The organism is Thermoplasmata archaeon, from assembly GCA_036395115.1.
GTDB lineage: Archaea > Thermoplasmatota > Thermoplasmata > RBG-16-68-12 > RBG-16-68-12 > RBG-16-68-12.
In genome coordinates this window covers 18401-42520 of record DASWDU010000007.1, presented here as the reverse complement: position 1 = coordinate 42520, position 24120 = coordinate 18401, and the positions used below count along the sequence as shown (strand labels likewise).

Genomic DNA, 24120 nt, shown 5'->3' with positions numbered 1-24120 from the left:
TGCGCGATCGGACCTGCGTGCACGGGCACTCTTGCGAATCTTTTTACCGCGTCGCGCGCATTCCTCGGCGGTCCCGATGGAGCGCAAGAAGGTGGGCGAAGTCTTCCACTTCTACGGGAAGATTGGCGTCGCGGCGATCCGGCTGACGGACAGCACGCTGGCGATCGGCGATACCGTGCAAATCCAGGGACCGACGACGAACCTCGAGCAGACGGTCGACACGTTGCAGATCGAGCACGCGGTCGTGTCGCGAGCGGAAATCGGGCAGGAGGTCGGTATGAAGGTCCACGAGCGCGTGCGCGAGAGGGACTTCGTGTACAAGCTCGTCTCACCGAAGACGGCGATCGAGGCGGCACCGGCTCCGGTCGCACCCGCCAAAGCGGCCCCCTCGAAGGCGAAGGCGGCCAAGAAGAGGCCCGCCAAGAAGAGCTCGGCGAAGAAGGTGGCGGCTAGAAAAGCCAGCCGCGCACCGCGTAGTAGAGGGCGCCGAGGCTCCCGAGGATCGCGACCGCGTTCAAGATGACGTCCAGGGCCGCCTCCGCGCCGGGGCTCCTCACGCCGGCGTCGACGAGCATGAACTTGAGCCGGTGGGTCCCGTGGAACAGGGAGCCGCCGATCAGGACGAAGAAGTACACCCGGACCAACGGGCCCTGCCACAGCGCCGAGAACGCGGCGTACGAGGCCGAATCGGTCGGCCACAAACCGAACGGTGCGGCGAAGAACAGCAGGAAGAGGGTCACGGGGAAGAGGAACGCGGTGATGAAGCCGCCGAGGGAGAAGAGGCCCCAGAACAGCGGCTCTACGACGACCTCGGGCTCCGCTTCGGGCATGTCCGCGTGGACGGTCTCGCGGCCGGGACTCCATGCCGTCGTGTCTCGGACCGCCGAGACCTCCTCGGCCATCTCAGAAACCCCCGAAGATCAGATAGACGACCGCCCCGCTGACCCCGAGCCACAGGAGCACGTTGATCGCGAACGCCGTCTTCCATGGCACGGGCTTCGCGGTGAACTGGATCGGCTGCGCCTTGCCGATCAGCATGAACCACGTGATCGCGTGCCACATCACGAGGGCGAACAACACGAGGTTCACGTAGAGGATCGGCGGCGTGCGCAGGACGTCCAGGAACGCCGTGTACGCGGATTCGCCGGCGCGGAGCTCGCGGAGCAGGTTCAGCAAGATGAGGCCGTAGAGGGCGCTGATCACGCCGCCGAACTCCCGCAGCTGGAAGCCGAGGTACCGCGGATTCCGCAGCCACCATCCCGCACGCCGCTTCGCCGGGTACGCGTGGGCCGTCGCATCACCTCGGAACGGACTTGGGCATGAGCAGCCGCCGCATGTGCCGCGTCGTCGCGAGGAACTTGAGCGTCTGGATCGCGGCCGCGGGGTCGACGCCCTTCGGGCAAGCGACGGAGCACTCGCCGACGAAGGTGCACTCCCACACGCCCGACTTCGTGTTCAGACGTGCAAGGCGGGCGTCCGCCCCTTCGTCCCGCGTGTCCCGGATGTACCGCAGGGCGAGCGCCGACGCGGCGGGTCCGACGAATCCGGGGCTCGCGCCGAAGACCGGGCACGCAGCGTAGCAGAGCATGCAGTTGATGCACAGGCTCTGCTGGCGATACGCCTCCACGTCCTCCGGATACTGGACGTATTCGTGCTTGAGGTCGCCCTCCTCCTCGCGGACGATGTACGGCGTGACGGAGGCGAGCTTGTTGAGGAAGTCGTCGAAGTCGACGACGAGGTCCTTGATGATCGGGAAGTTCGCGAGCGGGTCGACCGTCACGACGCCGCGGCGGTACTCCCGCACGTAGGTGCCGCACGTCAGCTTGGGGTGACCGTTCACGTCCGCGCCGCAGGAGCCGCAGATCCCCATGCGGCACGACCACCGGAACGCGAGGGTCGGGTCGACGTGGTCCTTGATGTAGTTCAGCCCGTCCAAGACGACCATGTCGTCCCGATACGGGATGCGGTACTCCTGGTACCTCGGCCGGGAATCCGAGGCCGGCCGATACCGCTTCACGCGGAACACGACGTCGGCGTCGGGCATGTCAGTACTTCCTCTCGACGGGCTGCCACTTCGTGATCGTGACGGGCGCGTAGTCGATCCGCGGCGCGCCGTCCGTGCGGAAGGCGAGCGTGTGCTTGAGGTAGTTCGCATCGTCGCGGTTCGGGTGGTCCGAACGGCTGTGTGCGCCCCGCGACTCCCGCCGGCCCAGCGCGCTGTGCGCGATCGTCGCCGCGACGTCGAGCATGAAGTCGAGCTCCAGGACCGCCGTGAGTTCCGTGTTGAACACGCGGTCTTTGTCCGCGAGGCCGACGAGGGCGAAGCGTTCGCGCAGTTTCGCGAGCTTTCCGCAGGCGTCGCTCAAGCGGGCGTCCTCCCGGAAGATCCCGACGTCCCGGTCCATGAGCTGCTGCATCTCCACGCGGATCCCGGCGACGGTCTCCTTCCCGCGCTCCCGGCCCAGGAGGCCATCGAAGACCCGCGCCTCTTCCACCTTTAGCGCCGTGCGCGCGGCCGAGGTGCTCGGATAGCGGGTGCGTTGCTTCGTGTACTCGGCGACCGCCCGCCCGGTCCATGCGCCGAAGACGAGGCACTCGCTGAGGCTGTTCGAGCCGAGCCGGTTCGCCCCGTTGATCGACACGCACGCCGTCTCGCCGACCGCATAGAGGCCGGGGACGTTCGTCTCGCCTCGCGTGTTCGCCGACACGCCCCCCATCATGTAGTGCTGGCCCGGCCGGACCGGGATGGGCTCGTGGATCGGATCGAGGCCCATGTACTTCTCCGCGAGCTCGCGGACCATCGGGAGGTTGGTGTTGATCGTCTCCTCCCCCAGGTGCCGCAGATCGAGGCCCAGGTACTGGCCGTACGGGCCGTCGAACGCCCGGCCCGCCTTCATCTCCTGGATCATCGCGCGCGAGAGGATGTCCCGCGGCCCGAGCTCCATCTTCCCCGGGAGGTAGCGCTGCATGTATCGCTCGCCCTCCTTGTTGATGAGGTAGCCGCCCTCGCCCCGCGCCGCCTCGGTGATCAGGATGCCCGTGCCCGGGAGGCACGTCGGATGGAACTGGACCATCTCCATGTCCTTCAGCGGCACCCCGACCCGGTAGGCGAGCGCCATGCCGTCCCCCGTCTTGATGAACCCGTTCGTCGTGAATTCGTAGACGCGGCCGCACCCGCCCGTCGCGAGGACGGTCGCCTTCGCGCCGATCGCGACCATCCGCCCGCCTCGGAGATCGATCGCCGTCACGCCGACGCATGCGCCGCCGTCGACGATCAGCGACGTGACGAAGTACTCGTCGAACCGCTCGATCTGCGGGTACTTCATCGACGTCTGGAAGAGCGTGTGGAGGATGTGGAATCCCACCTTGTCCGCCGCGAACACGGTCCGCTTGACGGACATGCCGCCGAACGCCCGCTGGCTCACGCGGCCGTCGGGATCCCGAGACCACGGGCAACCCCAGTGCTCGAGCCGGATGACCTCCTCGGGACACTTCGCGACGAAGAACTCGACCGCGTCCTGGTCCGCGAGGAAGTCGGAGCCTTTGATCGTGTCGAGGGCGTGGAGGTCGAAGGAGTCGTAGTCCCGCAGGACGGCCGCCGTGCCTCCCTCGGCGGATACGGTGTGGCTCCGCATCGGGTAGACCTTCGAGACGAGGCCGATCGACAGGTCGGGGTTCTCCTCGGCCGCGGCGATCGCCGCCCGCAATCCCGCGGCCCCGCCACCGACCACGACGATGTCGTACGTGGCCCGTTCCACGGCCCGCGGAACCGAGTCGGGAGAATAAGCTTTTGGCACATACGGACCGAAGCGTTTCGGGACCCGTCCGCCCACGATCGGTCCAGCCGGCGGAACGGCACGTCACGGTGCCCGGTGATTGTGACGCACACACCCGCGCTTGACGGTTCGGCAAGCGGCTTCGTCTCCCTCCGAGCGGAGTGAGTCGCACGGCTCCGCGCAGAAGTCTCAAGTAGGACGCGCCCGTACGCCGCGAGGCATGGCGGTCATCGAGGTCGAAGGGCTCGGGAAGACGTACCCGGGCGGAACGAAAGCCCTCGAAGACGTCTCGTTCTCAATCCAGAAGGGCGAGATCTTCTGCCTCCTCGGTCGGAACGGCGCCGGCAAGACGACGCTGCTGCGGATCCTGGCGACGCAACTCAAGCCGACGCTCGGCCGTGCGTCCGTCCTCGGCCACGACGTCCTGTCGGAGCCGAAGGCGATCCGGCCGCACATCGCCGTCGTCCCGCAGGAGGCGCGGCCCCAGATGCTCCTCTCGGCGTACGACCACATCTACTACATGTGCCTCATCCGGGGCCGGTCCCGCGAGGACGCCCGCGCACGGACGCGGAAGGTCATGGACGACCTCGGGTTGTGGGAGAACCGCGACACGCTCAACGCCGAGCTGTCCGGCGGACTCCGGCAACGCGTGATCATCGCGATGGCGATGGTCGCCGACCCCGAGGTGTTCTTCCTGGACGAGCCGACGATCGGACTCGATCCCCTCGGCCGGCGGTCCGTGTGGGCCATGCTCCGCGACCTGACGAAGCGGGGCACCACGATCCTCCTGACGACCCACTACCTCGACGAGGCCGAGATGCTCGCGGACCATCTGCTGATCGTCGACAAGGGACGCACCGCGTTCCTCGGGACGGTCGAGGCGGCGAAGGGAGACACGGGGATCGGCATGCGCGTCATCGTGGAGCCAACCTCGGGCAACGGGGCCGAGCGGGAGATCCTCGTCCCACGATCGGACGAAGAGATCCTGGCCATCGTCGAGCGCGGGCTGCGCGAGAAGCGCAGGGTGACGTTCAAGCCGGCGAGCCTCGAGGAGGCGTTCATCAAGATCGTGGGGGGATCGATTGAGAGCGAAGATACGTGAGGCGTTGTACATCGGGCTGTTCGACGCGCTGCCGCTCCTGCGGGACCCGATGCTTCTCGTCGTGATCAGCCTCTTCTCCTTCCTGCCGGTCATCTTCATCTTCGTATTCGCGAACCAGGCGTCCGCCGTGCAGTCGCTCATCGGGGCGATCGTCCTCACCTTCTCCTTCACCGGGCTCTTCGCCTCGCAGAGCGTGTACTTCAACAAGCAATGGTTCCGCTTCCAGGACATGTTCGTCGCGTCGAGAGTGTCGCCGGCGTCCTATGCGCTCGGGCTGTCCGTGAGCGGACTCGTCGTTGCCTTGCCATCCGTCGTCGTCGCGCTCAGCATCCTGATCCTGTCGGGAGTCGCCAGCGTCGTCGGGATCCTCTTGGTCATCGCGACGTCCGCCATCCTGTGGATCGGACTCGTCTTCGTCGGCTTCGCGATCGGCGCCACCACGAAGAACGCGCGCCGGGCGAACTCGATCCCCCAGGTGCTCAGCATCGCTCTCGGCTTCCTCCCTCCGGTGTACTATCCGCTCGACCGGTTGCAGTCGTTTCCCATCGCACAGGCCCTCGCGATGCTCATCCCGACGACCCACGCCGCGCAACTCTCGAAGTACTACCTGGGGCTCATCTCGATGCCCGGGTGGCAAGTCGGGGTTGGGTGGGCGTACCTCCTCGGCTTCGCGGCGCTGATGGGCGTCTTCGCTTCGCGTCGCGCGCACTGGGTCGACCCGTAGGACGGCTCAGTCTTTATCCAGCGGCCGTCGCATCCGCGTCGGATGCGTTTCGAGTTCGAGTACACCGGCCTGCGCGTCCGGGACCTCGACGCAGCGATCGACTTCTTCACGAAGGTCCTCGAGATGAAGCTGGAAGCGCGGGTCAAGGCGGACTGGAACAAGGGGGAATTCGCGAACCTCTGGAGCCCGGACCGCAGGCACAAACTCGAGTTGAGCCGGTACGAGGCGGACAGTCCCGTGGCGGGTCCCTTCCGCGAAGGCGACGAACTCGACCATCTCGGATTCGGGGTCGACGATTTCGACGCGGCCTTGCGGCGGTTGGAGGCCGCCGGCTACAAGCCGGCCCTCGGCCCGTTCCATGAAGGCGTCTGGCATATCGCGTTCGTGCCGGTCGTCGAAGGGATCTGGCTCGACGTATACCACGTCGATGCGCCGAAACAGGCCAAGCGAAAGCGTCCGAAGCGGACCGGGAAGCGCCGGAAACGCTGAATCGGCTCAGGCGACCTTGCCCTCGACCGCTTCGAGCCACTTCCGGACTTCGTCGACGGCTCCGGGGTCCTCGAGCGTCGTCGTGTCGCCGATCTCCTGGCCCGACACCACGGACCGGATGACGCGGCGCATGATCTTCCCGCTCCGAGTCTTCGGGAGCTTCTCCGTGATGTAGATCTCGTCCGGGACCGCGATCGAGCCAATCGCGGAGCGGACGTGCCTTCGCAGGTCCTCGCGCAACGCATCGGATCGCTTGTATCCGGACTTCAGCACGACGTACGCGACGAGCGCTTGGCCTTTCAGCGGATGCGGCTTCCCGACGACCGCCGCCTCGGCGACCTTCGCGTGGCTCACGAGGGCGGATTCGACCTCCATCGTCCCGATCCGGTGCCCCGCGACGTTGATCACGTCGTCGATGCGGCCCATCAGCCAGAAGTACCCGTCCTCGTCGATCCGCGCGCCGTCCCCCGTGAAGTACTTCCCGGGGATCTGGGACCAGTAGACCTGGCGATACCGTTCCGGGTCCTTGTACAGCGTCATGAGCATCGCGGGCCAAGGTTTCGAGATGACCAGGTACCCGCCCTTGTTCACCCCGACGGGCTGGCCCTTGTCGTCGACGACCTCCGCCTCGATCCCGGGGAACGGGAACGTCGCGGACCCGGGCTTCGTCGTCGTGACGCCGGGAAGCGGCGTGATGAGGATCATGCCGGTCTCCGTCTGCCACCACGTGTCGACGATCGGACAGCGGCCGCCGCCGATCGCCTTGTGGTACCAGCGCCACGCCTCCGGGTTGATCGGCTCCCCGACGGTCCCGAGGAGGCGGAGGCTCGAGAGGTCGTGCTTCTTCGGCCACTCGTCGCCCCAGCGCATGAACGCGCGGATCGCGGTCGGCGCGGTGTAGAGGATGGTGATCCCGTACTCCTGGATGAGGGACCACAAGCGGTCGGGATGGGGCCAGTCGGGAGCCCCTTCGTACATGAACGTCGTGGCGCCGTTCGCGAGGGGCCCGTAGACGATGTACGAGTGACCGGTCACCCACCCGATGTCGGCGGTGCACCAGTACAAATCGTCCTCCTTGATGTCGAAGATCAGCCGGTGCGTCGTGGCGACGCCGACGAGGTACCCGCCGGTCGAGTGCAACACTCCTTTCGGCTTGCCCGTCGTGCCGGACGTGTAGAGGACGAAGAGCGGGTCCGTCGCCTCCATCGGCTCGGGGTCGCACCGTGGGTCCGCCTTCGCGACCGCCTCCTCCCACCCGATGTCCCGGCCCGCCTGCATGGGGACCGCCTCCTTCGTCCGCGCGTAGACGACCACGTGGCGCACGACCGGGAGGTCGGCGACCGCCTCGTCCACCGTCCGCTTCAGCGGCACGATCTTGCCCCGTCGATAGCCGCCGTCCGCCGTCACGACGACCTCGCTCTCCGCGTCCTCGACGCGGTCGTGGATCGCCTTCGCGCTGAACCCGCCGAAGATCACGCTGTGAATCGCGCCGATCCTCGCGCACGCCAACATCGCAATCGGGAGCTCGGGGATCATCGGCATGTAGATCGTCACCCGGTCCCCGCGCTTGACGTCGAGGCCTTTCAGGACGTTCGCGAAGCGGTTCACCTCGCGCGACAGCATCGCGTACGTGAGGACGCGCTTCTCCCCCGGTTCGCCCTCCCACACGATCGCGGCCTTGTTCCGCCGGGCCGAGACTGCGTGGCGATCGACGCAGTTCTGCGACACGTTGATCGTCCCGCCGACGAACCACCGCGCGAACGGCAGCTTCCACTCGAGAAGGGTCGACCACGGCCTCGACCAATCAAATTCCTTCGCGCGCTCGCTCCAGAACCGCTCCGTGTCCTTTGCGGCGTCCCGCGCAAACTGATTGTCGTGGACCCAGGCGACCTTGCGGAACGACGCAGGTGGCGGGTACTGTTCCTTCTCCTTCAGCAGGCTGTCGATGGTTGTGTTCGGGACGACCATGTTCGATCCCCCGAGGACCGATGCCCATCCGGCCGATGCAGCCGGTAGAGCCGTTTCCCGTTAAATAGGGTATGAGTCACCGTGACTCTGTCCACAACCCGGATGGCACGCCGCCGGCCGATTCGCTCGGCCTTAGAACGTGCGACGAACACACATGATATCGTATGTAAACACCCCGCTCTTACCGACGTGCTAATTCCTGGCGCGGCATGGCGACGGCGGTCGGGCAGGTTGCGGGTCCTCAAGCTGTCACAAAAACGTTCAGCATGCCGTTTATCGTCGCGGCGTCCGGCACCGGGACGCTCATCGAGTGGTACGACTTCTACATCTTCGGGTCTCTGGCCACATTGATGGCGGGGATATTCTTTGCGCCCGGTTCCGGAGCGTTTCTCCTAACCCTTGCGACGTTCGCGGCTGGCTTCGCGGTCCGGCCGTTCGGGGCGGTCGTCTTCGGACGAATCGGTGACTTCGTCGGTCGAAAATACGCCTTCCTCCTCACGATTACAATCATGGGCATCGGGACAACCCTGATCGGGCTCCTGCCGACGTACGCACAAGTCGGGGTCATCGTTCCGATAACGCTCCTAGGACTGCGGGTGATCCAGGGACTCGCGCTCGGAGGCGAATACGGCGGCGCAGTCGTCTACGTCGCCGAGCACGCGCCGGATGCGAAGCGAGGATATTGGACGAGTTTCATCCAAACCACGGCCACGCTCGGATTGTTTCTCGCCCTTGGAGTCGTTCTCATCCTCAAGGCAGTCATGGGCCTCGCGGCGTTCAACGAATGGGGATGGAGAATCCCCTTCCTGCTCTCCTCGGTGCTCGTAGCGGCGTCCCTTTACATCCGCTGGAAACTTCGAGAGACCCCGCTGTTCGCGCGGCTCAAGGCGGAGGGCCGTACATCGAAGGCGCCGTTGCGGGAAGCCCTCGCCCATTGGGCGAACTGGAAGCTCATCCTGCTTGCGCTCTTCGGGGCCACTGCAGGCCAAGCGGTCGTCTGGTACACCGGCCAGTTCTACGCCCTGTTCTTCATGCAAACGTCGCTGAAGATGGATGCCACGCTTGCCTCCCTCATCATTCTAGTCGCCTTGGCCCTTGCCACGCCGTTCTTCATCGTTTTCGGTCGACTGTCGGACCGGATCGGACGAAAGAAAATCATCATGGCGGGATGCCTCCTCGCGGCCGTGACGTATTACCCAATCTTTGCCGGGATCGCGGCGTTCGCGAACCCGCCGAATGTTCCCGTCCTTATTGCGCTGAACTTCGTTTTGGTATTCTACGTCACGATGGTGTACGCTCCAATCGCCGCCTTCCTCGTTGAGTTCTTCCCTGCGCGGATTCGATACACGTGTCTCTCGGTCCCCTACCACCTCGGAAACGGAGAGTTCGGTGGCTTCACACCGGTCATCGCAACGGCCATCGTCGTCGCGACGGGAAACATCTTCTTCTTCCTGATCTGGTGCATTTCAATTCCGGTGATGACCCTCCTCATCGGGATGAAATACTTGCCCGAGACGAAGGACACCAAGATCTGGGAAGAGGTCACCCCGGCCCCGGCGGGTGTCGGAGCCCCAAGGCCAACGGGCGCAGCAACCGAGTCGGCACGCCGATGAAGTGAGAATCCGGGCATTACCGCCGAGAACCGTCTGCGGGACCGGCTTCCAGCTCAGGGTCGCAGGATGACCTTGATCGAGTCTTGCGCCCGCGCGACGAGCCGGAATCCCTCGGCGGCGTCGGCGAGCGGGAGGACGTGCGTGATCAAATCCACGACTGCGATCCGTTTCCCCGCAAGGAGTCCGATCGCGTCGCAGATGTCTCGGGGGCTTCCGCCGTACGAGGACGTGACGGTGATCTCCTCGCGCCACAGCGCATTGAAGGGCATTTCGATCTTCGACGCGGGCTCCGTGGGAGCGAAGAGAAGGACGGTCCCCCCTCGGTCTACGGATGCGAATCCCTGCGCGACCGCTTTCGGGGCACCCGTGCACGTGATGACGAGGTCCGATAGGTTGCCTTCGTTCGCTCGCTTCACCTCCGTCGGAACGTCGTGGCGGCCGTCGATCACCAAATCGGCTCCCGCCTTGCGTGCGGCCGCCTTGCGGTATTCGACGACATCCGTGGCAATGACCTTTCCGGCTCCGGAGGCTTTCGCGAGCTTCGCGTGCAGCAGTCCCGCGACGCCGCTGCCGATGACCAGCACGGTCCCACCGGGACGGAAGCCCGCGAGCCGCTGCCCGCGGATCCCGCACGCCAAGGGCTCGACGAACGTCGCTTCGTCATCCGAGATTTCGCGGGGCAGCGCGAACACCCCGTGTTTCACGTTGATCGCGGGGACGCGGACGAACTCCGCGAACCCACCCGGATCGAAGTTCGTCGTGCGAAGGGTGTCGCACACGGTCTCGTGGCCCGTGGCGCAGTACCGACAGGAACCGCACGGGACATGGTGGGACACGAACACCCGATCCCCCACCTTTGCCGTGCCGACGCCGGCGCCGACTTCCGTGACCTCCGCGGCGATCTCATGGCCGAGGACGAGCGGCGCCTTCGGCTTGCGGTACCACTCCATGACATCGGAGCCGCAGATGCCGCTCGCCTTCACCCGGACGAGGATTTCCCCCGCGGCGATCTTGGGCTTCGGCAGGTCCACGATCCGCACATCGTCGTTCGCGTAGTACATCGCGGCGCGCATGGGCCGCCTACTTCTTCGACCTCGGGCCCTTGACGAGCTCGAGCGCCTCTTTCGGGGTCGCGCGCTCGTGGACGACCGCGCGGATCCCGCGAATCATGCCGACCGGGTTCGCGGACTGCCAGATGTTCCGGCCCATGTCGACGCCTCGCGCGCCGTCCTGGATCGCGTCGTAGGCGAGTTCGAGCGCGTCGAGTTCCGTCTCGAGCTTCGGGCCGCCCGCGACGACGAGCGGCACGGGACACGACTCGACGACCTTGGAGAAGTCCTCGCAATAATAGGTCTTGACGAAGTGGGCGCCGAACTCGGACGCGATGCGACACGCGAGGCCGAGGTACCGCGCGTCCCGTTTCTCGAGTTCCTTTCCCACGGCGGTCACGGCGAGGACGGGCATACCGGTTTCCTCGCCCTCGTCGACGAGCTTGCCGAGGTTCACGAGGGAATCGTGCTCGTGCGCCGCGCCGACGAAGATCGACAGCGCGACCGCCGACGCGTTCAGCCGCAGCGCCTCCTTCATCGAGGTCGTGATCTTCTCGTTCGACAGGTCCTCGTTGAGGATGCTCACGCCGCCGCTGACCCGGAGGACGATCGGCACGTCCGCCCCGGGATCGATCGACGTGCGCACGACGCCGCGCGTGACCATGACGGCATCCGCATGAGGGAGGAGCGGCTCCAGCGTCTTGCGCGGGACCTCGAGCTTATGGGTAGGGCCCAGGAAGTATCCGTGGTCGGCGGCGAGCATGACGGTCCGGCCGTCCGTCGGCCGGATGATCCGCGAAAGCCGGTTCTGAAGTCCCCAGGGCATGTAGGTTCCCCGCGACGTCTTCCTGGCGCGTCGAATTCGACCGCCGGTTTAAAGTCTTTCCCCCCCGCGGTTGGAGCGGGACGGATCCTCGCAGGTCCGTCCTACGCGCGCCTCGGAGGGCACATCAGGGCTGTCGAATCGTCTTGTCGACGTGGCATCGGGCTGAATCGCCCGAATCGTACACGCGCTGCGGGCATTCCACCGAAACGTTTCAATCCCCAGACGACGACTACGTACGCAGGGAGTGAGGCGAGATGGCCCGGTGCGGTCGATGTGGGTTCCGACGGATAGGCCTTGCGCGCTCGCGGTGCTTCGTCTGCGGCGCCCCCGTCTGTGAGAACTGCCAGATCGTCGCCGGATTCACGCAGGTCCCCCAACCGGAGGCCTTTTTCGACCTCCCATGGAGTGGAGAATTCGCGATCGCGCACCATACGGTCTGTTCGTGGAATTGCTTCGACCAGTGGGCCTGGGGCTTCATCTCGCGAGGACATCCGCCGAGGCGTTTCGGGCGTGAGTACAACTTCGGCGGAATCCGTCTTCACCCCGCTGCGGCGCGACGTGCTGTCGCGATGTCGGAGGACTATCGGCGCCGCCAGCTGCTGGAACACGCTCGACACCTGGTTGAAGCGGAGGACCACGAGGACGCGGCCAGAATCTACCAACAGCTCCGGATGTGGAAGGAGGCGGGCGAGACACGAAGGGCGGGGCGGCGGCGCGTCGTGACCCAGGTCCACGTGAACTTGAACGACTTGGTTGACCAAGTGAGGAGGGCGGGAATTGTGACGGACTACACGTGTCCCGCGTGCCGCGGCCGTATCCACATCTCCGGAGAAACGACCCTCGAGAACCTGAGGAGCTGCGAGTACTGCGGGTCCGTGATTCAGACGACGGACCTCGTGGACTTCCTCGCGAAGGTGCTCGGCAATCCGTAGAGCGGCCTCGTTCAGGCTTCAAGCACCCAACAGACCGCTTTCGCGAGCTCTTCTCACCGGTTTGCCGTTCCGGGCACCTTTAAGCCGGCGGAACACGATTCGAGCGGTGTGTGGAGTGTCCAGGACACCCTGTTGATATTCGTCGTTCTCGTCGTTGCCGGATCCGCGATTCCGAGCCCGGTGCCTGCGACCGCACCGTCGGCCCCCATCGCACAGGGCGACCTTCCTGTTGCCGCGGCCGCTCGCTTGGCAGGTTGGTATCCAATCTACCGCTTGGGTGGCGCGGCTTGGCATCTCGAAGTCGATGGCGAACGAGGGAGGATCGTCGTCGCCGTGAGATACTGGGGCCTGGACCCGAACGCGTCCGGGTCGTCCGAGAGTTCCAACCTGATGGTTTTCGACCTTTCGGGGAATCTCCTTCACAACCTTTCTCTGTCGTCCAGCGGCGTGGACATCGTCGACTTCGACGTGGATCGCTCGACCGGCGACGCCTACGTCGCGCTGCGCAATGGGACGATCGACCGAGTTGATCCGGGTGCGGGACAACTCGTGAAATCCTGGACCTACTGGAGCTCTCTCACGGCGATTGCCGTGCAAGGGGGAGACCTGTTCGTCGGCCCATGCTGCCAGCGGGGGAGCGTGATGCGGCTCTCCGGCACCACCGGCGCCGTCGTGCGGAACTACACCGTGGCGGGACAAGGCGACGCCGCCTCGATCGCGGTTGACCCGGCGGGACGCTGGTTCTTCGTCGTGTTGACCGCCCCCCTGGTGGGCGACATCTACCGAGTCGACATGACGACGGGCCTCTCGGGGCGGTTCGGGAGCGGGAATGATGTCGTACTGTCCGCAGACGGTCGGCGCGTGTGGTTGTGCGGATGGGGAGCGCTCTCGTGGTACTGGCTGGCGAACGACACGTATGCGGGCTCGGGCGTCTCGTGCCCGGAGGCACCCGCGGAGAACCCGGGGAGTGGCGTCCTCGCCCTCGCGAGTTCAGGTCGGTTCATCGTCGAGGCGGGCGACGTCGGGACGTTCCACGTGCAGGCGGTCGGCTCGGAGCCCGCGCAGGCGAGTTCCGTCGGCTGGACGGCGGACGGGACCGCCCTGGTCGCCCTCGCGTGGTCCACCGCGGGCTACGTCATCGGTCTCTGGGACGGGGACCCCTGGCTCAACGCCACGGATGGGCAGCTCCTGAATTCACGCACGGATCCGATCTGCTACCCGCTGGTCACGGCGGGCGGCGTGAATGAGAGCTCGATCGTCCTGTACCGGGACGAGGTCGCAATCGGAGGAGGGACGTTTGGCATGACCGAAGCCTGCTTTGGATCGCCCGGGTATCCTCCGGTCCCGCCGGCGGACGGCCCGCACGTCGGACGGATCACGGGCCTCGATCGGGTCGGCCGAATCTTGGACGACAGCGTATCGTTTGAGACCGATGGGACGCCGCCCCAACTCATCATCACGTCCGCGATCGCCACGGCCACGTCCCCCTACACGCTCTCGGGCACGGTCGACGACCCTCACCTCCTCCGCGTGTACGCCGGCAACGTCCCGGTGACCGTCTCTGGCCGCGATTGGTCCGTAGCGGTCCGCCTGTGGATCGGCAACAACACGGTGGGAGTGGGCGCCGAAGATACGGTCGGGAATACCGCCAGCAACAGCGTGGTCGTGCGTTACTGGCCTTCGTTCGAGAATCGGATCGTCGACGAAGCGGATCGCTTCCAAGTCTCCATCCCTCCTGAGTGGCGGGGGTACCCTGACGTCTCGCGATCCAGTGTCAAGTTCGGCGCGATACTCCTCGCTCCTCCGGAGGGAACGTACGTGTACAACACAAGCGCGACGGTCGAGGCTCGGCCGCGGCCGGGCATCGACGAGACGCAGGCCGCCGCGTACGCGGAGGCGATCAAGGGGCTCCAGGAGGTCGCCAAGTACGCCGTGAACCGACCGGCCTTCCTGCAGAACACGACGGTCGATGGCTATCCTGCGGCTCGCATCCGGGCGATGGTAGGCAGCAACATCATTGGCACGAACACGAGCGCGACAATCCTCACCCAAACATACGTCGTCTCGGCGGCGCAGGGACGCGTGTACGTGATTTCCATGAACATCTCGTGGATGCAGTCGCAGTACCGCGAAACCGAAGACTGGATCCTCGAGAGCTTCCACGTCGGATCGGCGGCGCTCCAGCCATCCCCCGCGGCCCCGTCCATCCTGCTGATCGGCGCATCGACCGGTGGCGTCTCGGCCGTGGCCGTCGCGCTCTTCATCTTGTGGCGTCGACGGGCGAGGGGATCGCCACCGGTCGGACCCGGCTAGTCGCAGATGGCGTGGACCTCCGCAATGGAGAATGGCGTAACGGGCAGACGCGAGATGGATACCTTTATTGGCGCCGCGATTCTTCGTTCCTGCGGGAAGCCTGGAGGGCGGATGCTGAATCGGTTGACCACGTATGTCGGCGCCGGGCTGCTCGCGCTCGTCTTGCTCGCACCGGCTTTTGCGGCCTCCGGACCCACCGCGGACGTGCCATTCGGGTTCCTCGACCGATGGGGTCCGCCGCAGACGAGCGCCTGGGCTGCGGAGGTTGTCGCATCGAACATGACCGGGCTATCCGTTGCGTACACGCTTGTCCTGGTGAACAATACGCTCGTCCGCGGGAATTTCCTCGCCGCGAACGGTTTGGGGCCCGCGGCGATCGCCTACGACATGGGCAAGGGAGAAATCTTCGTCGCAAACACGCAATCGAACAGCGTAAGCGTGATCTCCGACCAGACGAAATCGCTCGTGGCGATCATCCCCGTGGGGAACAGTCCCCAGGGAATCGCGTATGATGGCGGGAAGAGCGAAATCTACGTCGCGAACGGATACTCGGATACCGTCAGTGTGATTTCCGATGCGTCGAACACCGTCATTGCGACCATCCCCGTGGGATCCCGGCCATGGGGAGTGGCCTACGATGCGGGGAAGGGAGAGGTGTTCGTCGCAAACCAGGGCTCGAGTACGGTTAGCGTGATCTCGGACGCGACCCACGCGGTCGTCACCAGCATTCCGGAGGGAAGCAATCCTCTCGGCCTCGTGTACGACGCGGGCAAGGGGGAGGTGTTCGTGACGAATTTCAACTCCATGAACGTTGGCGTGATCTCGGATGCGACGCACACGGTCGTGGCGACGATCCCGGTAGGGGATCGGCCATATGGCATCGCCTACGACGAGGCCAAGGGAGAGATTTTCGTCGCGAACAAGTTCTCTGATTTCGTAAGCGTCATTTCCGATGCGACGAACACCGTCGTGGCGAACATCCCGGTGCCGGGATATCCGAGCAACCCGGAAGGCGTCGCCTACGACGCTGCGAAGGGCGAGGTCTTCGTTGCGGCGTACGATTCGGACACGGTCAGCGTGATCTCGGATGCGACGGACACGGTCGTCGCGACGATCCCGGTGGGACACGCACCGGAAGCGGTCGCGTACGACGCTGGCACGGGAGAAATCTTCGTTTCCTACCAATATTCAGCGGTAATCGGGGTGATTTCCGACACGCAAAACACCGTCGTCGCGGATGTGCCCGTAGGCCGCTATCCTTCGGCGATCGCCTTCGACGAGGGTAGAAGGGAAATCTTCGTCACGGACTCCTTCTCCAACAGCGTAGGCGTGATCTCGGATGCGACGGACATGGTCGTCGCGACGATTCCCGTAGTACGCCCGGGTGCCCTCGCCTACGATCGTCCCAAGTCAGAGCTCTTCGTGACGAATCCAGGAGCGAACACGGTCACCGTCATCTCCGCCGCGACACACGCCATCGTGGCAACCATCCCGGTCGGTTCTCGCCCCGCCGCAATCGCGTACGCCGATGCAAAGGGAGAGCTGTTCGTCGCGAACTACTTCTCCGACAACGTGAGCGTGATCTCCGATGCGACGAACAAGGTCGTCGCGACCGTCCCAGTGGGGCGTAATCCCGGGGGAATCGCCTACGATAGCCGGAGAGGAGAGGTGTTCGTTGCCAATCGTTTCTCGAACAACGTCAGCGTCATCTCGGTTGCGACGCACGTCGTCGTGGCTTCCATCCCGGTAGGGTTCAACCCAGAAGGCGTCGGCTACGATGGGACGACGGGCGAGCTCTACGTCGCGAACGGATCCTCGAATACCGTCAGCGTGATTTCCAATTCGACGAATGCGGTCGTTGCGACCGTCTCGGTCGGAAGGAATCCCACATTCATCGCACACGACGCGGGGACGGGACGCATGTTCGTCACCAATTACGACTCGGCCAACGTCAGCGTCGTCTCCGGTGCGACGCACGCGGTGGTGGCCGTGGTCCAAGTGGGCACCGGACCCGCTTGGGTCGCGAGCGACTCCGTCACGGGCTCCGTTTATGTGACGAATCCCTACCAAGGGACCATCTCCATCATCGGGGGCTCGCAAGGCCCTCAAGGTCCGGCATTCGTTGGCCTCCCGGCTTGGCTGGCGTACCTGATCCTGCTGATCGTCGTAGCGGTCGTAGCGGTCGTCGCGGGGTTCTTGGTCCTCCGTTGGTTTCGGACCCAATCGGAGCGGCCGCCGCGTTCGGAGTGAAGACCGACGGCGCCGCTTTCCTGGACCGCGATTGCGGAATTCGTGAGGTGGAGACCCCTATGAATGGTGACCTGAGGGCCACCCGAATTGAGGGGTCTCGAATCCCCGCACGCCTGTCTCGCGGCGAACCGCCGAATCATGCATCGGGCCGGGGTCGAAGTCAGCCACAGTCGCGCGGAGGTCTCCACGCGAAACGAACACGAGGGACGTAAATAGCGGTCCGGCGTCGTGGAGCCGGGATCGGAGATGAGGTTCCGACAACGCCTCCTGGTCGGCCTGGTGATTACGACCCTGGGATTGATGGCCTTGGTCACAAGCTCCGTTCGGGCCGCGGCGACCGAGACGAATTACCAGAATCCGGTCACCGCGCTCCCGCCGCTCGTCCGCCCCGCCACCGCGAGCTGCCTGGTCACGCTCGCCGAAAACTTCGCGTTCGGCCCGAACGGTTACGACGCACCGGCGACCGGCACACTGACGCCCCCCGCCGGCTGTCCCGCGCCGTGGTCGATGGTCGTCCTCGACTACACGGGGAGCGTCGCGGGCCGCCAGTTCGACCGCGAGACGGAACTCTGGGTCGGGGGCGTGATGATCTACTACGGCACGACGCCGGAGCCGACGCCCGCGGGCATCACGTGGCACGTCGAAAAGGATGTGAGCGAGTATGCGCCCGTCTTCACGTCCTCGCAGCCGTACGCGCTCCACCTGCCGAACGTCGTGAACAACATCTACACGGGGATCATCTACGTGACCGCGACGTTGACCTACTACGCGGTCGGCCCCGACTCGCCCGAGGCGGCCCACCCGGACACGATCGTCGGGTTGTCGAACGATTGGATCTTCGACCCGGGACGCGCGCCGGTTTCTGCGGCCGCGGTCACCTTGCCGACCAATCCGGACCGCGTCGTCCTCGAGCTCTTCGCGAAAGGGAACTCGTGCGACGAGTTCTGGTACGGCGCCGAGCCGGACGAGTACGCGGCCGCGAACGGCCTGTGTAGCGGCGGCGCCTTCCGGGAGATCCAGATCACCCTCGACGGGACCCTCGCGGGCGTCGTGTGGCCGTTCCCGTACATCTTCACGGGTGGGGTGAACCCGTTCCTGTGGAGGCCGATCGCCGCGGTCGCCGCGTACGACGAGGCTCCGTACGTCGTCGAGCTGACGCCGTTCATCGGGACGCTCGCGAACGGGAGCCCGCACACGTTCGCCTTCACGGTCGTGAACAACGGGTTCTACTGGCAGCTCGGCGGCAACCTGCTCGTCTACCAGGACCCGTCCCTCGCCCAGACGTCGGGGGCGCTCACGGCGCACGACGTCGTCGCGGATGCGGACCAAACCGTCGCGCAGACGACGGGGACGAACGGGGCCACGTTCGATTTCGCCGCGAGCCGATCCCTGACGATCGCGGGCTACGTCGACACGTCCGCGGGGCGCGTCTCGACGACGGTCCACCAGGACTTCGCGTTCGCGAGCCACCAGGTGCTGAACCTGATCAACTTCATCGAGAACGTCGAGCAGACGGAGTCGATCACGACCACGACGACGGTCACGGACGCCGCAGGCAACGTGGGCGTCACGACCCTCGTCGACTCGTATCCGATCGCGCTGGCGTCGGGCTTCATCATCCCGCCGGGTTCGGAGGGGTTCTTCCAGCTGCCGGCCGAGGTGGACCAGACGTTCGCCCGCACGGTCACGAGGATGTGGAACGGGGAGACCGTGTTCACGAGTTCCCTGACGGACGCGACCGCGGCGTCTGCGGTCCTCAAGCGGAGCCTGAGCACGGGCCGGAACCAGGTGGCCACCGGTTGGGACAGCGAAGTCTACGCGTACGCGGATTCCACGGGCGCCTGCTACGGGCACCGCCTCGAAGGAGCCCAAGGATACGTGACGGCGGACATCCGCCTGTGTTGAAGAGAACGGCACCTGAAGCGGAATCTCCGATGCCCGGACGTCCCGTCGGCTCGGGTCGGGAGGCTCGTCACTTCCTCAGGATCAGGTGGCTGTCTCCGAACTCGTGCCATCGGTAGCCGTTCGCGATCGCTTCGCGATACGCCTCCATGACGCGCGGCACCCCGATGAACGCGGCGAGCATCGCGACGTGGCTCGTGACGGGATCGTGGAACCCGGTGAGGAGGCCGTCGACGGACCGGACCGGGTTTCCCGGATGCACGAAGAGACGCGTGAATCCGTGCCGAGGTCTGAGCCCGTCCGGCGTCCACGCGGACTCGAGCGCGCGCACGACGGTGGTGCCAATCGCGACGACGCGGTGGCCGGCGTCGCGCGTGCGGTTGACGAGGTCCGCCGTGGCCTCGGAGACGTGGAACGGCTCCGGGTAGACCGCCTGTTGCTCGACGGTCTCCGCCTCGATCTCCAGGCTGCTGACCCCGGAATGCAACAGGACCGACGCGAACCGGACGCCCGCCTCCGCCAAGGCCCGCTGGATCCTCGGGGTGATCGGCCGCGCGGCGGACGGCATCTCGGCGCTGCCCGGCACACGGGAGAAGAGGCTCTGGTACGCATCCAGAGGCCACGGCTTCCCAACGTAGCCGTAGTGGATCGGCACCCCCACGCGCTCGAGGATCGGCTCCAACGGCCGATCCGCGTCGATGAACCAGAGCCGCGGGATCCCGGGATACGGCACGACATAGCGGACCGTCGCCTCGCCGACCTGCGCCTCGTCTCCGGGGTGGATCGGCATCGGGCCCGGGTGGGCCGGATCCCATCGCGGCTCGGCGAGCCAGAGGCGGTCGGCGTATCGGGTGCTCAGGTCGAGCGTGTACGTCCCGGAGGGCCCGCGGGCCTCGAGGCTCGCGGCCAAGGTCTTGCTCTCGTTGGCCACGAGGAGGTCCCCCGTCCCCAGGAATCGGGGCAAGTCTTCGAACCGGGCGTGGACGTCTCCCGCCGGAATCGTGACGAGGAGGCGAACCTGGTCCCGCGAGCCGCGGTCGACTTCGACGGGCGTGGCGGCGAACAGCTCGCGGGGCTGCTCGAACGCAAGTTCCTGCCGCTTCACGCGGCCACCTCCCAGAGGGCGCCTTGCGCTTCGAAGCGCTGGCCCGTGATCCGCGACGGGTCCTGTCCCTCGAGCCACGCCCAGAACGGGAGCGTGACGTCCGGCAGGGGCCGGTCGCCGATGTCTTGCCCCGGGAACGCGTCCTGGTGCATCTTCGTGCGCAGGTCTCCCGGGTCGACCGCGACGACGCCCACGCCCGCCTCCCGGAGTTCGTTCGCGAGCGTCTTCGTGACGAGCTCGAGGGCGGCCTTGCTGCTGCCGTACCCGCCCCACCCAGGATACCCGGCGCGGCCGGCGTCGCTGGTGATGTTCACGACGAGGCCTCTGGACGCCTTGAGGAGCGGAACGCATTCGCCGATCAGCGCGAGGGGCGCGAACACATTCACTTCGAAGACGCGCCGCAGGGCCGGAAGCGGATGGTCCAGGAGGTGTGGGAGCGGGGAGGCACCCAGTTCGGACGCGTTGTTGACGAGGAGGTCCAGGCGGCCGGCTCGAGCCGCCACACGTGCGAGCTCGCGTCGATGCGCCGCGTCCGAGACGTCGCCGGGCACGATCGTCAAGGTCGCGCCGGTTTCCCGCAACTGTTCCGCGGCCTTCCTGAGGGCGGTTTCGTCACGGCCCGTGAGGATCAGGGTCCACCGCTGGCGCGCGAGGAACTCGGCGAGCGTATATCCGAGCCCGCGGCTCGCTCCGGTGATGAGCGCGACACGATCCGTGCTCGACATGACCCCAGCAAGGCCGTCCGCGATTTATCTAACTTCATGTATACAAAATCTACAAAACCGGGAGGTTCGGGCAGCGCCGATCCGGAAAGAGCGCCACTCACGTGCGCGAGGATGTCCGGATGATCCGAACCGCAGGCTTATACGCACGACGATTCTTCGGTCCGCCGACGGGACGGGATCGATGGCCGAGACGTCCACGATTCAGGAGAAGGCACTTCGCGGATTCTGCGAGCAAGTCTTGATGAAGCTCGGTGTGCCGCCGGAAGACGCGCGCATCACGACCGACGTCCTCGTCCTCGCAGACCTGCGCGGGATCGACTCGCACGGAGTCGCGCGGCTCGGCCGCTATGTCGGCGGCCTGAAGGCCGGCTACATGAAGCCTCGAGACGAGAGCCGCATCCTCAAGGAGACGAAGGCGACCGCCCTCCTCGACGGCGGCCAGAGCCTCGGGCAGGTCGTGGGCAAGAAGGGGATGGACCTTGCCATTCGCAAGGCGAAAGACACCGCGGTCGGCGTCGTCGCGGTGCGCAACTCGAACCACTACGGCATCGCGGGATACTACGCGCTCATGGCCCTCGAGCACAACTTGATCGGCGTGAGCATGACGAACGCGGGCCCGCTCGTCGTGCCGACGTTCGGGCGGACCTCGGTGCTGGGCACGAACCCGATCAGCCTCGCCGCACCCGCAATGAAGGAGAAGGCCTTCGTCCTCGACATGGCGACCTCCACGGTTCCGCGTGGCAAGGTCGAAGTGTTCAACCGCCTCGGGCAACCGATCCCGCACGGATGGGCGGTCGACGAGACGGGCCGGAGTTCGACGGACCCGGCCCGCGTCCTGAACGCCCTGGCGAAGCGACTCGGCGGCGGCCTCCTGCCTCTCGGCGGGGAGGGCGAGGACCTCGGCGGCCACAAGGGGTACGGCCTCGCGCTCATGGTCGACGTCTTGTGCGGCGTGCTTAGCGGCGCGGCCACGGGCTTGCAGGTCTACGCGGATGAGAAGCGGCCCGATGTCGGTCATTTCTTCATGGCCCTCGACCCGGCCGCGTTCCGGTCGCTCGACGAATTCCGACGGGATATGGACCGCCTCGCGAAGGAGCTGAAAGACAGCCCGAAGGCGCATGGCCAGGACCGGATCTACGTGCACGGCGAGAAAAGCTTCGCGCGCATGGAGAAGTTCCGGGAGGAAGGCATCGCGCTGGATCCGAAAGTCGTCGAGAGCCTGAAGAAGATCGGGACGGACCTCGGCGTGCCGTGGCCCGCGTGAATCCCGGCCTGCCGAAAGGTCTATTAGCCGCGCCACGCCATGCGCGGCCGAGGGGAGTTCTTGGCGGAGATGCCCGAAGAGGAGTTTCTCGGGGAGCTGAATGAGAGGACGACGTCCGTGACGATCGGGGAGTTCACGCCGGATGGCGTGAAGATCTCCTACAATTTTCAAGGGACCGTAAAGGGCCAGTACGAAGCGGCGCACATGGAGACCGTCGATGCGGTCTTCAAGCCCGACGGGACGTACGAGTTCGAAACTCGGGCGCTGGACCAGATTGACGACGGGGACGTCGTGATGATTCGAGCGAACGGAACGGGACGTCAACTCAGCCCGACGTCGATCCACGCGGAAGGGGAGGTCACATACCAGACGACATCGGAAAGGCTCAAGTGGCTGAATACCGCGAAAGGCCGGTTCGAGGGCACGTACAACACGCAGACCGGCGAGTTCGCAGCGAAGATCTTCGCTCAAAGGTAGGCCACCGAAGGACGCCCGGATTCCGGGCGGGTCCGCTTTTCCCGTGAGGGGCCGAAAAAGGAACGCGGGCACTTCGCGCCGTGTCGAATAGAGGATAAATCCCATCCCGCATGTTCGGGCGGCTTGCCGGGGAGCAGTCCGTACGGGCGATACGACGCGACGGCTGAACACGTTCGATGTGACGAACCTCGTCGTCGGGGCCATCATCGGCGCGGACGTCTACGTGGCCACGGCGATCGGCGCGCGGCTGATCGGTCCCGCGTCCCTCCTCGTCTGGGTCCTCGCCGGCGTCATGGCGGGCGTCATCGCGCTCTCGTTCGCGTACTGCGTCATGTTCCTCCCGAAGGTCGGTGGGCCCTACGCCTACGTCAAGGCCGTCTCCGGACCGTTCCCTGGATTCATGGTGGGCTGGGGCCTCTTGCTGGCGGAATGGTTCTCACTCGCGGTGTTCCCGGTCGCCTTCACGCAGTATTTCGTCGCCCTCGTGCCGGGTATCGACGATCTCGGACGTGCGCTGCTCAAGGCGGCGTTCATCGCGATCGTCCTCGGGACGAACATCGTCGGGGTCAAGATGGCGGGCCGGGTCAACGACCTCCTCACGATCGCGAAGCTCAGTCCCCTCGTGCTGATCATCCTCGGAGGGCTCGTCTTCGTCGGCCTCCGGCCCGACACGGTCGCGTCGAACCTCACGCCCTTCGTCACGGGCGACCTCCGCGCGTTCGGGCAGGCGCTCGTCCTGATCTTCTGGGCGTACGCGGGCTTCGAGCAGTCCACGCTTCCCGCGGACGAGATCGAGCGGCCCGCTCGGACGATCCCGAAGGCCATCGTGTTCGGCATGCTCATCGTCACCGCCTTCTACTTGCTCACGAACTTCGTCGTCGTCGCCGCGGTCCCTCAGGCCACGCTCGCGACATCGAGCAGCCCCTTGATCGACGCGACGGCCGCGGTCTTCGCGTCGCCGGGGATCCTCACGGCCGGTGCGATCGGCGTGGTCGGGGTCGGCGCGTTGCTCTCGATCACCGGCGCGGACGAATCCGGCACGATCGGGACCTCGCGTCTGGCGTACGCGATGTCCTTGGACGGCTTCCTGCCGAGGGAGTTCAGCCGGCGGCACGGGAGGTTCCGCACGCCGTACGTCGGACTGATCGTCCTCTGCTCCGCGGCGTACGTGGCGAGCCTCGTCGGCGGATTGGCCGCGTTGATCAATGCGTCCGTGTTCCTCCTCGCGGTCGCGTACCTGGCCACGTGCGTCTCGGCGATGCGCCTGGCGAAGCGGCATCCGAGAATCGCTTCGGAGCTGCGCGGAAAGATCGTCGTCCCCCTCCTCGGGGCGGCGTTCTCGGTCCTCCTCATCGTACTCGTGGATCCGTTCCAGATCGCCGTCTCCCTCGCGCTCCTTGCGGCCGGGATCCCCGTGTATGTGTTCTTCGCCCCGAAGGTGGAGCTCGCGGATTTGAAGGAGGCGTTCCTCTCGGCCGATGAGATCCGTAAGCGGGCGCTCCGCCAGGCGACCAGGTTCCTGGCGTACCCGTTGCACGCCCTGAGGTCGACGCTCCGCCGCGTCCGTACGCAGGGATAATAACCCGGGGCTTCTTCCGCTTCAGC

General features: G+C 65.9%; 20 protein-coding genes and 1 pseudogene. 12 read left to right on the top strand and 9 right to left on the bottom strand.

Features of this window, described 5'->3' with window-relative positions; genetic code table 11:
- Positions 1–76 precede the first annotated feature (76 nt).
- Positions 77–523, top strand: coding sequence for a hypothetical protein (locus VF992_01845; GenBank protein HEX9339901.1), 447 nt, complete (start codon positions 77–79; stop codon positions 521–523).
- Here the strand turns inward: VF992_01845 and frdD are convergent.
- The 4 genes and pseudogenes from frdD to VF992_01825 all read right to left on the bottom strand — a co-directional run bounded on the left by frdD (position 450) and on the right by VF992_01825 (position 3758).
- Positions 450–902 carry a fumarate reductase subunit FrdD gene (gene frdD, locus VF992_01840; GenBank protein HEX9339900.1) on the bottom strand — a complete coding sequence of 151 codons (453 nt, stop codon included), beginning with the start codon at positions 900–902 and terminating at the stop codon, positions 450–452. The genes VF992_01845 and frdD overlap by 74 nt on opposite strands.
- Before the next feature lies 1 nt (position 903).
- Positions 904–1275, bottom strand: a pseudogene (locus VF992_01835) (hypothetical protein).
- 22 nt (positions 1276–1297) lie between these two features.
- Positions 1298–2044, bottom strand: coding sequence for a succinate dehydrogenase iron-sulfur subunit (gene sdhB / locus VF992_01830; protein ID HEX9339899.1), 747 nt, complete (start codon positions 2042–2044; stop codon positions 1298–1300).
- 1 nt (position 2045) lies between these two features.
- Positions 2046–3758 carry a succinate dehydrogenase/fumarate reductase flavoprotein subunit gene (locus VF992_01825; GenBank protein HEX9339898.1) on the bottom strand — a complete coding sequence of 571 codons (1713 nt, stop codon included), beginning with the start codon at positions 3756–3758 and terminating at the stop codon, positions 2046–2048.
- A 238-nt stretch (positions 3759–3996) separates the two neighbouring features.
- On the opposite strand from VF992_01825, the gene VF992_01820 reads away from it, so the two are divergent.
- The 3 genes from VF992_01820 to VF992_01810 are packed head-to-tail and all read left to right on the top strand — an operon-like array spanning position 3997 to position 6091.
- Positions 3997–4878, top strand: coding sequence for an ABC transporter ATP-binding protein (locus VF992_01820; protein HEX9339897.1), 882 nt, complete (start codon positions 3997–3999; stop codon positions 4876–4878).
- A complete protein-coding gene (locus VF992_01815; protein HEX9339896.1) occupies positions 4859–5602 on the top strand; it encodes an ABC transporter permease in 744 nt (247 codons plus the stop codon). The genes VF992_01820 and VF992_01815 overlap by 20 nt, the downstream gene beginning before the upstream one ends.
- Positions 5603–5644: 42 nt before the next feature.
- A complete protein-coding gene (locus VF992_01810; GenBank protein ID HEX9339895.1) occupies positions 5645–6091 on the top strand; it encodes a VOC family protein in 447 nt (148 codons plus the stop codon).
- Positions 6092–6097: 6 nt separating this feature from the next.
- Here the strand turns inward: VF992_01810 and acs are convergent, their stop codons facing one another.
- Entirely contained in the window at positions 6098–8059 is a 1962-nt protein-coding gene (gene acs, locus VF992_01805; protein HEX9339894.1) for an acetate--CoA ligase, read from the bottom strand.
- 266 nt (positions 8060–8325) lie between these two features.
- On the opposite strand from acs, the gene VF992_01800 reads away from it, so the two are divergent.
- Positions 8326–9672, top strand: coding sequence for an MFS transporter (locus VF992_01800; GenBank protein HEX9339893.1), 1347 nt, complete (start codon positions 8326–8328; stop codon positions 9670–9672).
- 53 nt (positions 9673–9725) lie between these two features.
- Here the strand turns inward: VF992_01800 and VF992_01795 are convergent, their stop codons facing one another.
- Both VF992_01795 and lsrF read right to left on the bottom strand, forming a co-directional pair.
- A complete protein-coding gene (locus VF992_01795; GenBank protein HEX9339892.1) occupies positions 9726–10745 on the bottom strand; it encodes an alcohol dehydrogenase catalytic domain-containing protein in 1020 nt (339 codons plus the stop codon).
- 7 nt (positions 10746–10752) lie between these two features.
- Positions 10753–11547: a 3-hydroxy-5-phosphonooxypentane-2,4-dione thiolase gene (gene lsrF / locus VF992_01790; protein ID HEX9339891.1), complete on the bottom strand. Its 795-nt coding sequence runs from the start codon at positions 11545–11547 to the stop codon at positions 10753–10755.
- A gap of 569 nt (positions 11548–12116) precedes the next feature.
- On the opposite strand from lsrF, the gene VF992_01785 reads away from it, so the two are divergent.
- From VF992_01785 to VF992_01770, 4 genes are all read left to right on the top strand, one after another.
- Positions 12117–12479 carry a hypothetical protein gene (locus VF992_01785; GenBank protein HEX9339890.1) on the top strand — a complete coding sequence of 121 codons (363 nt, stop codon included), beginning with the start codon at positions 12117–12119 and terminating at the stop codon, positions 12477–12479.
- Positions 12480–12587: 108 nt separating this feature from the next.
- Entirely contained in the window at positions 12588–14792 is a 2205-nt protein-coding gene (locus VF992_01780; GenBank protein ID HEX9339889.1) for a hypothetical protein, read from the top strand.
- 111 nt (positions 14793–14903) lie between these two features.
- A complete protein-coding gene (locus tag VF992_01775) occupies positions 14904–17042 on the top strand; it encodes a hypothetical protein (GenBank protein HEX9339888.1) in 2139 nt (712 codons plus the stop codon).
- 246 nt (positions 17043–17288) lie between these two features.
- The gene (locus tag VF992_01770) at positions 17289–18947 is read left to right on the top strand and encodes a peptide-N4-asparagine amidase (GenBank protein ID HEX9339887.1); all 1659 of its coding nucleotides are present in this window, start codon (positions 17289–17291) and stop codon (positions 18945–18947) included.
- Between the two features lie 67 nt (positions 18948–19014).
- Here the strand turns inward: VF992_01770 and VF992_01765 are convergent, their stop codons facing one another.
- Positions 19015–20049: an S-adenosylmethionine:tRNA ribosyltransferase-isomerase gene (locus VF992_01765; GenBank protein ID HEX9339886.1), complete on the bottom strand. Its 1035-nt coding sequence runs from the start codon at positions 20047–20049 to the stop codon at positions 19015–19017.
- Positions 20046–20774, bottom strand: a complete 729-nt coding sequence (locus tag VF992_01760) for an SDR family oxidoreductase (GenBank protein ID HEX9339885.1) — start codon at positions 20772–20774, stop codon at positions 20046–20048. Before VF992_01760 ends, VF992_01765 begins: the two co-directional genes overlap by 4 nt.
- 181 nt (positions 20775–20955) lie before the next feature.
- Between VF992_01760 and VF992_01755 the strand changes: the two genes are divergently transcribed.
- The 3 genes from VF992_01755 to VF992_01745 all read left to right on the top strand — a co-directional run bounded on the left by VF992_01755 (position 20956) and on the right by VF992_01745 (position 24094).
- A complete protein-coding gene (locus tag VF992_01755) occupies positions 20956–22038 on the top strand; it encodes an Ldh family oxidoreductase (protein HEX9339884.1) in 1083 nt (360 codons plus the stop codon).
- 39 nt (positions 22039–22077) lie between these two features.
- Entirely contained in the window at positions 22078–22515 is a 438-nt protein-coding gene (locus tag VF992_01750) for a hypothetical protein (GenBank protein ID HEX9339883.1), read from the top strand.
- A gap of 94 nt (positions 22516–22609) precedes the next feature.
- Positions 22610–24094: an APC family permease gene (locus tag VF992_01745; GenBank protein ID HEX9339882.1), complete on the top strand. Its 1485-nt coding sequence runs from the start codon at positions 22610–22612 to the stop codon at positions 24092–24094.
- Positions 24095–24120 lie beyond the last annotated feature (26 nt).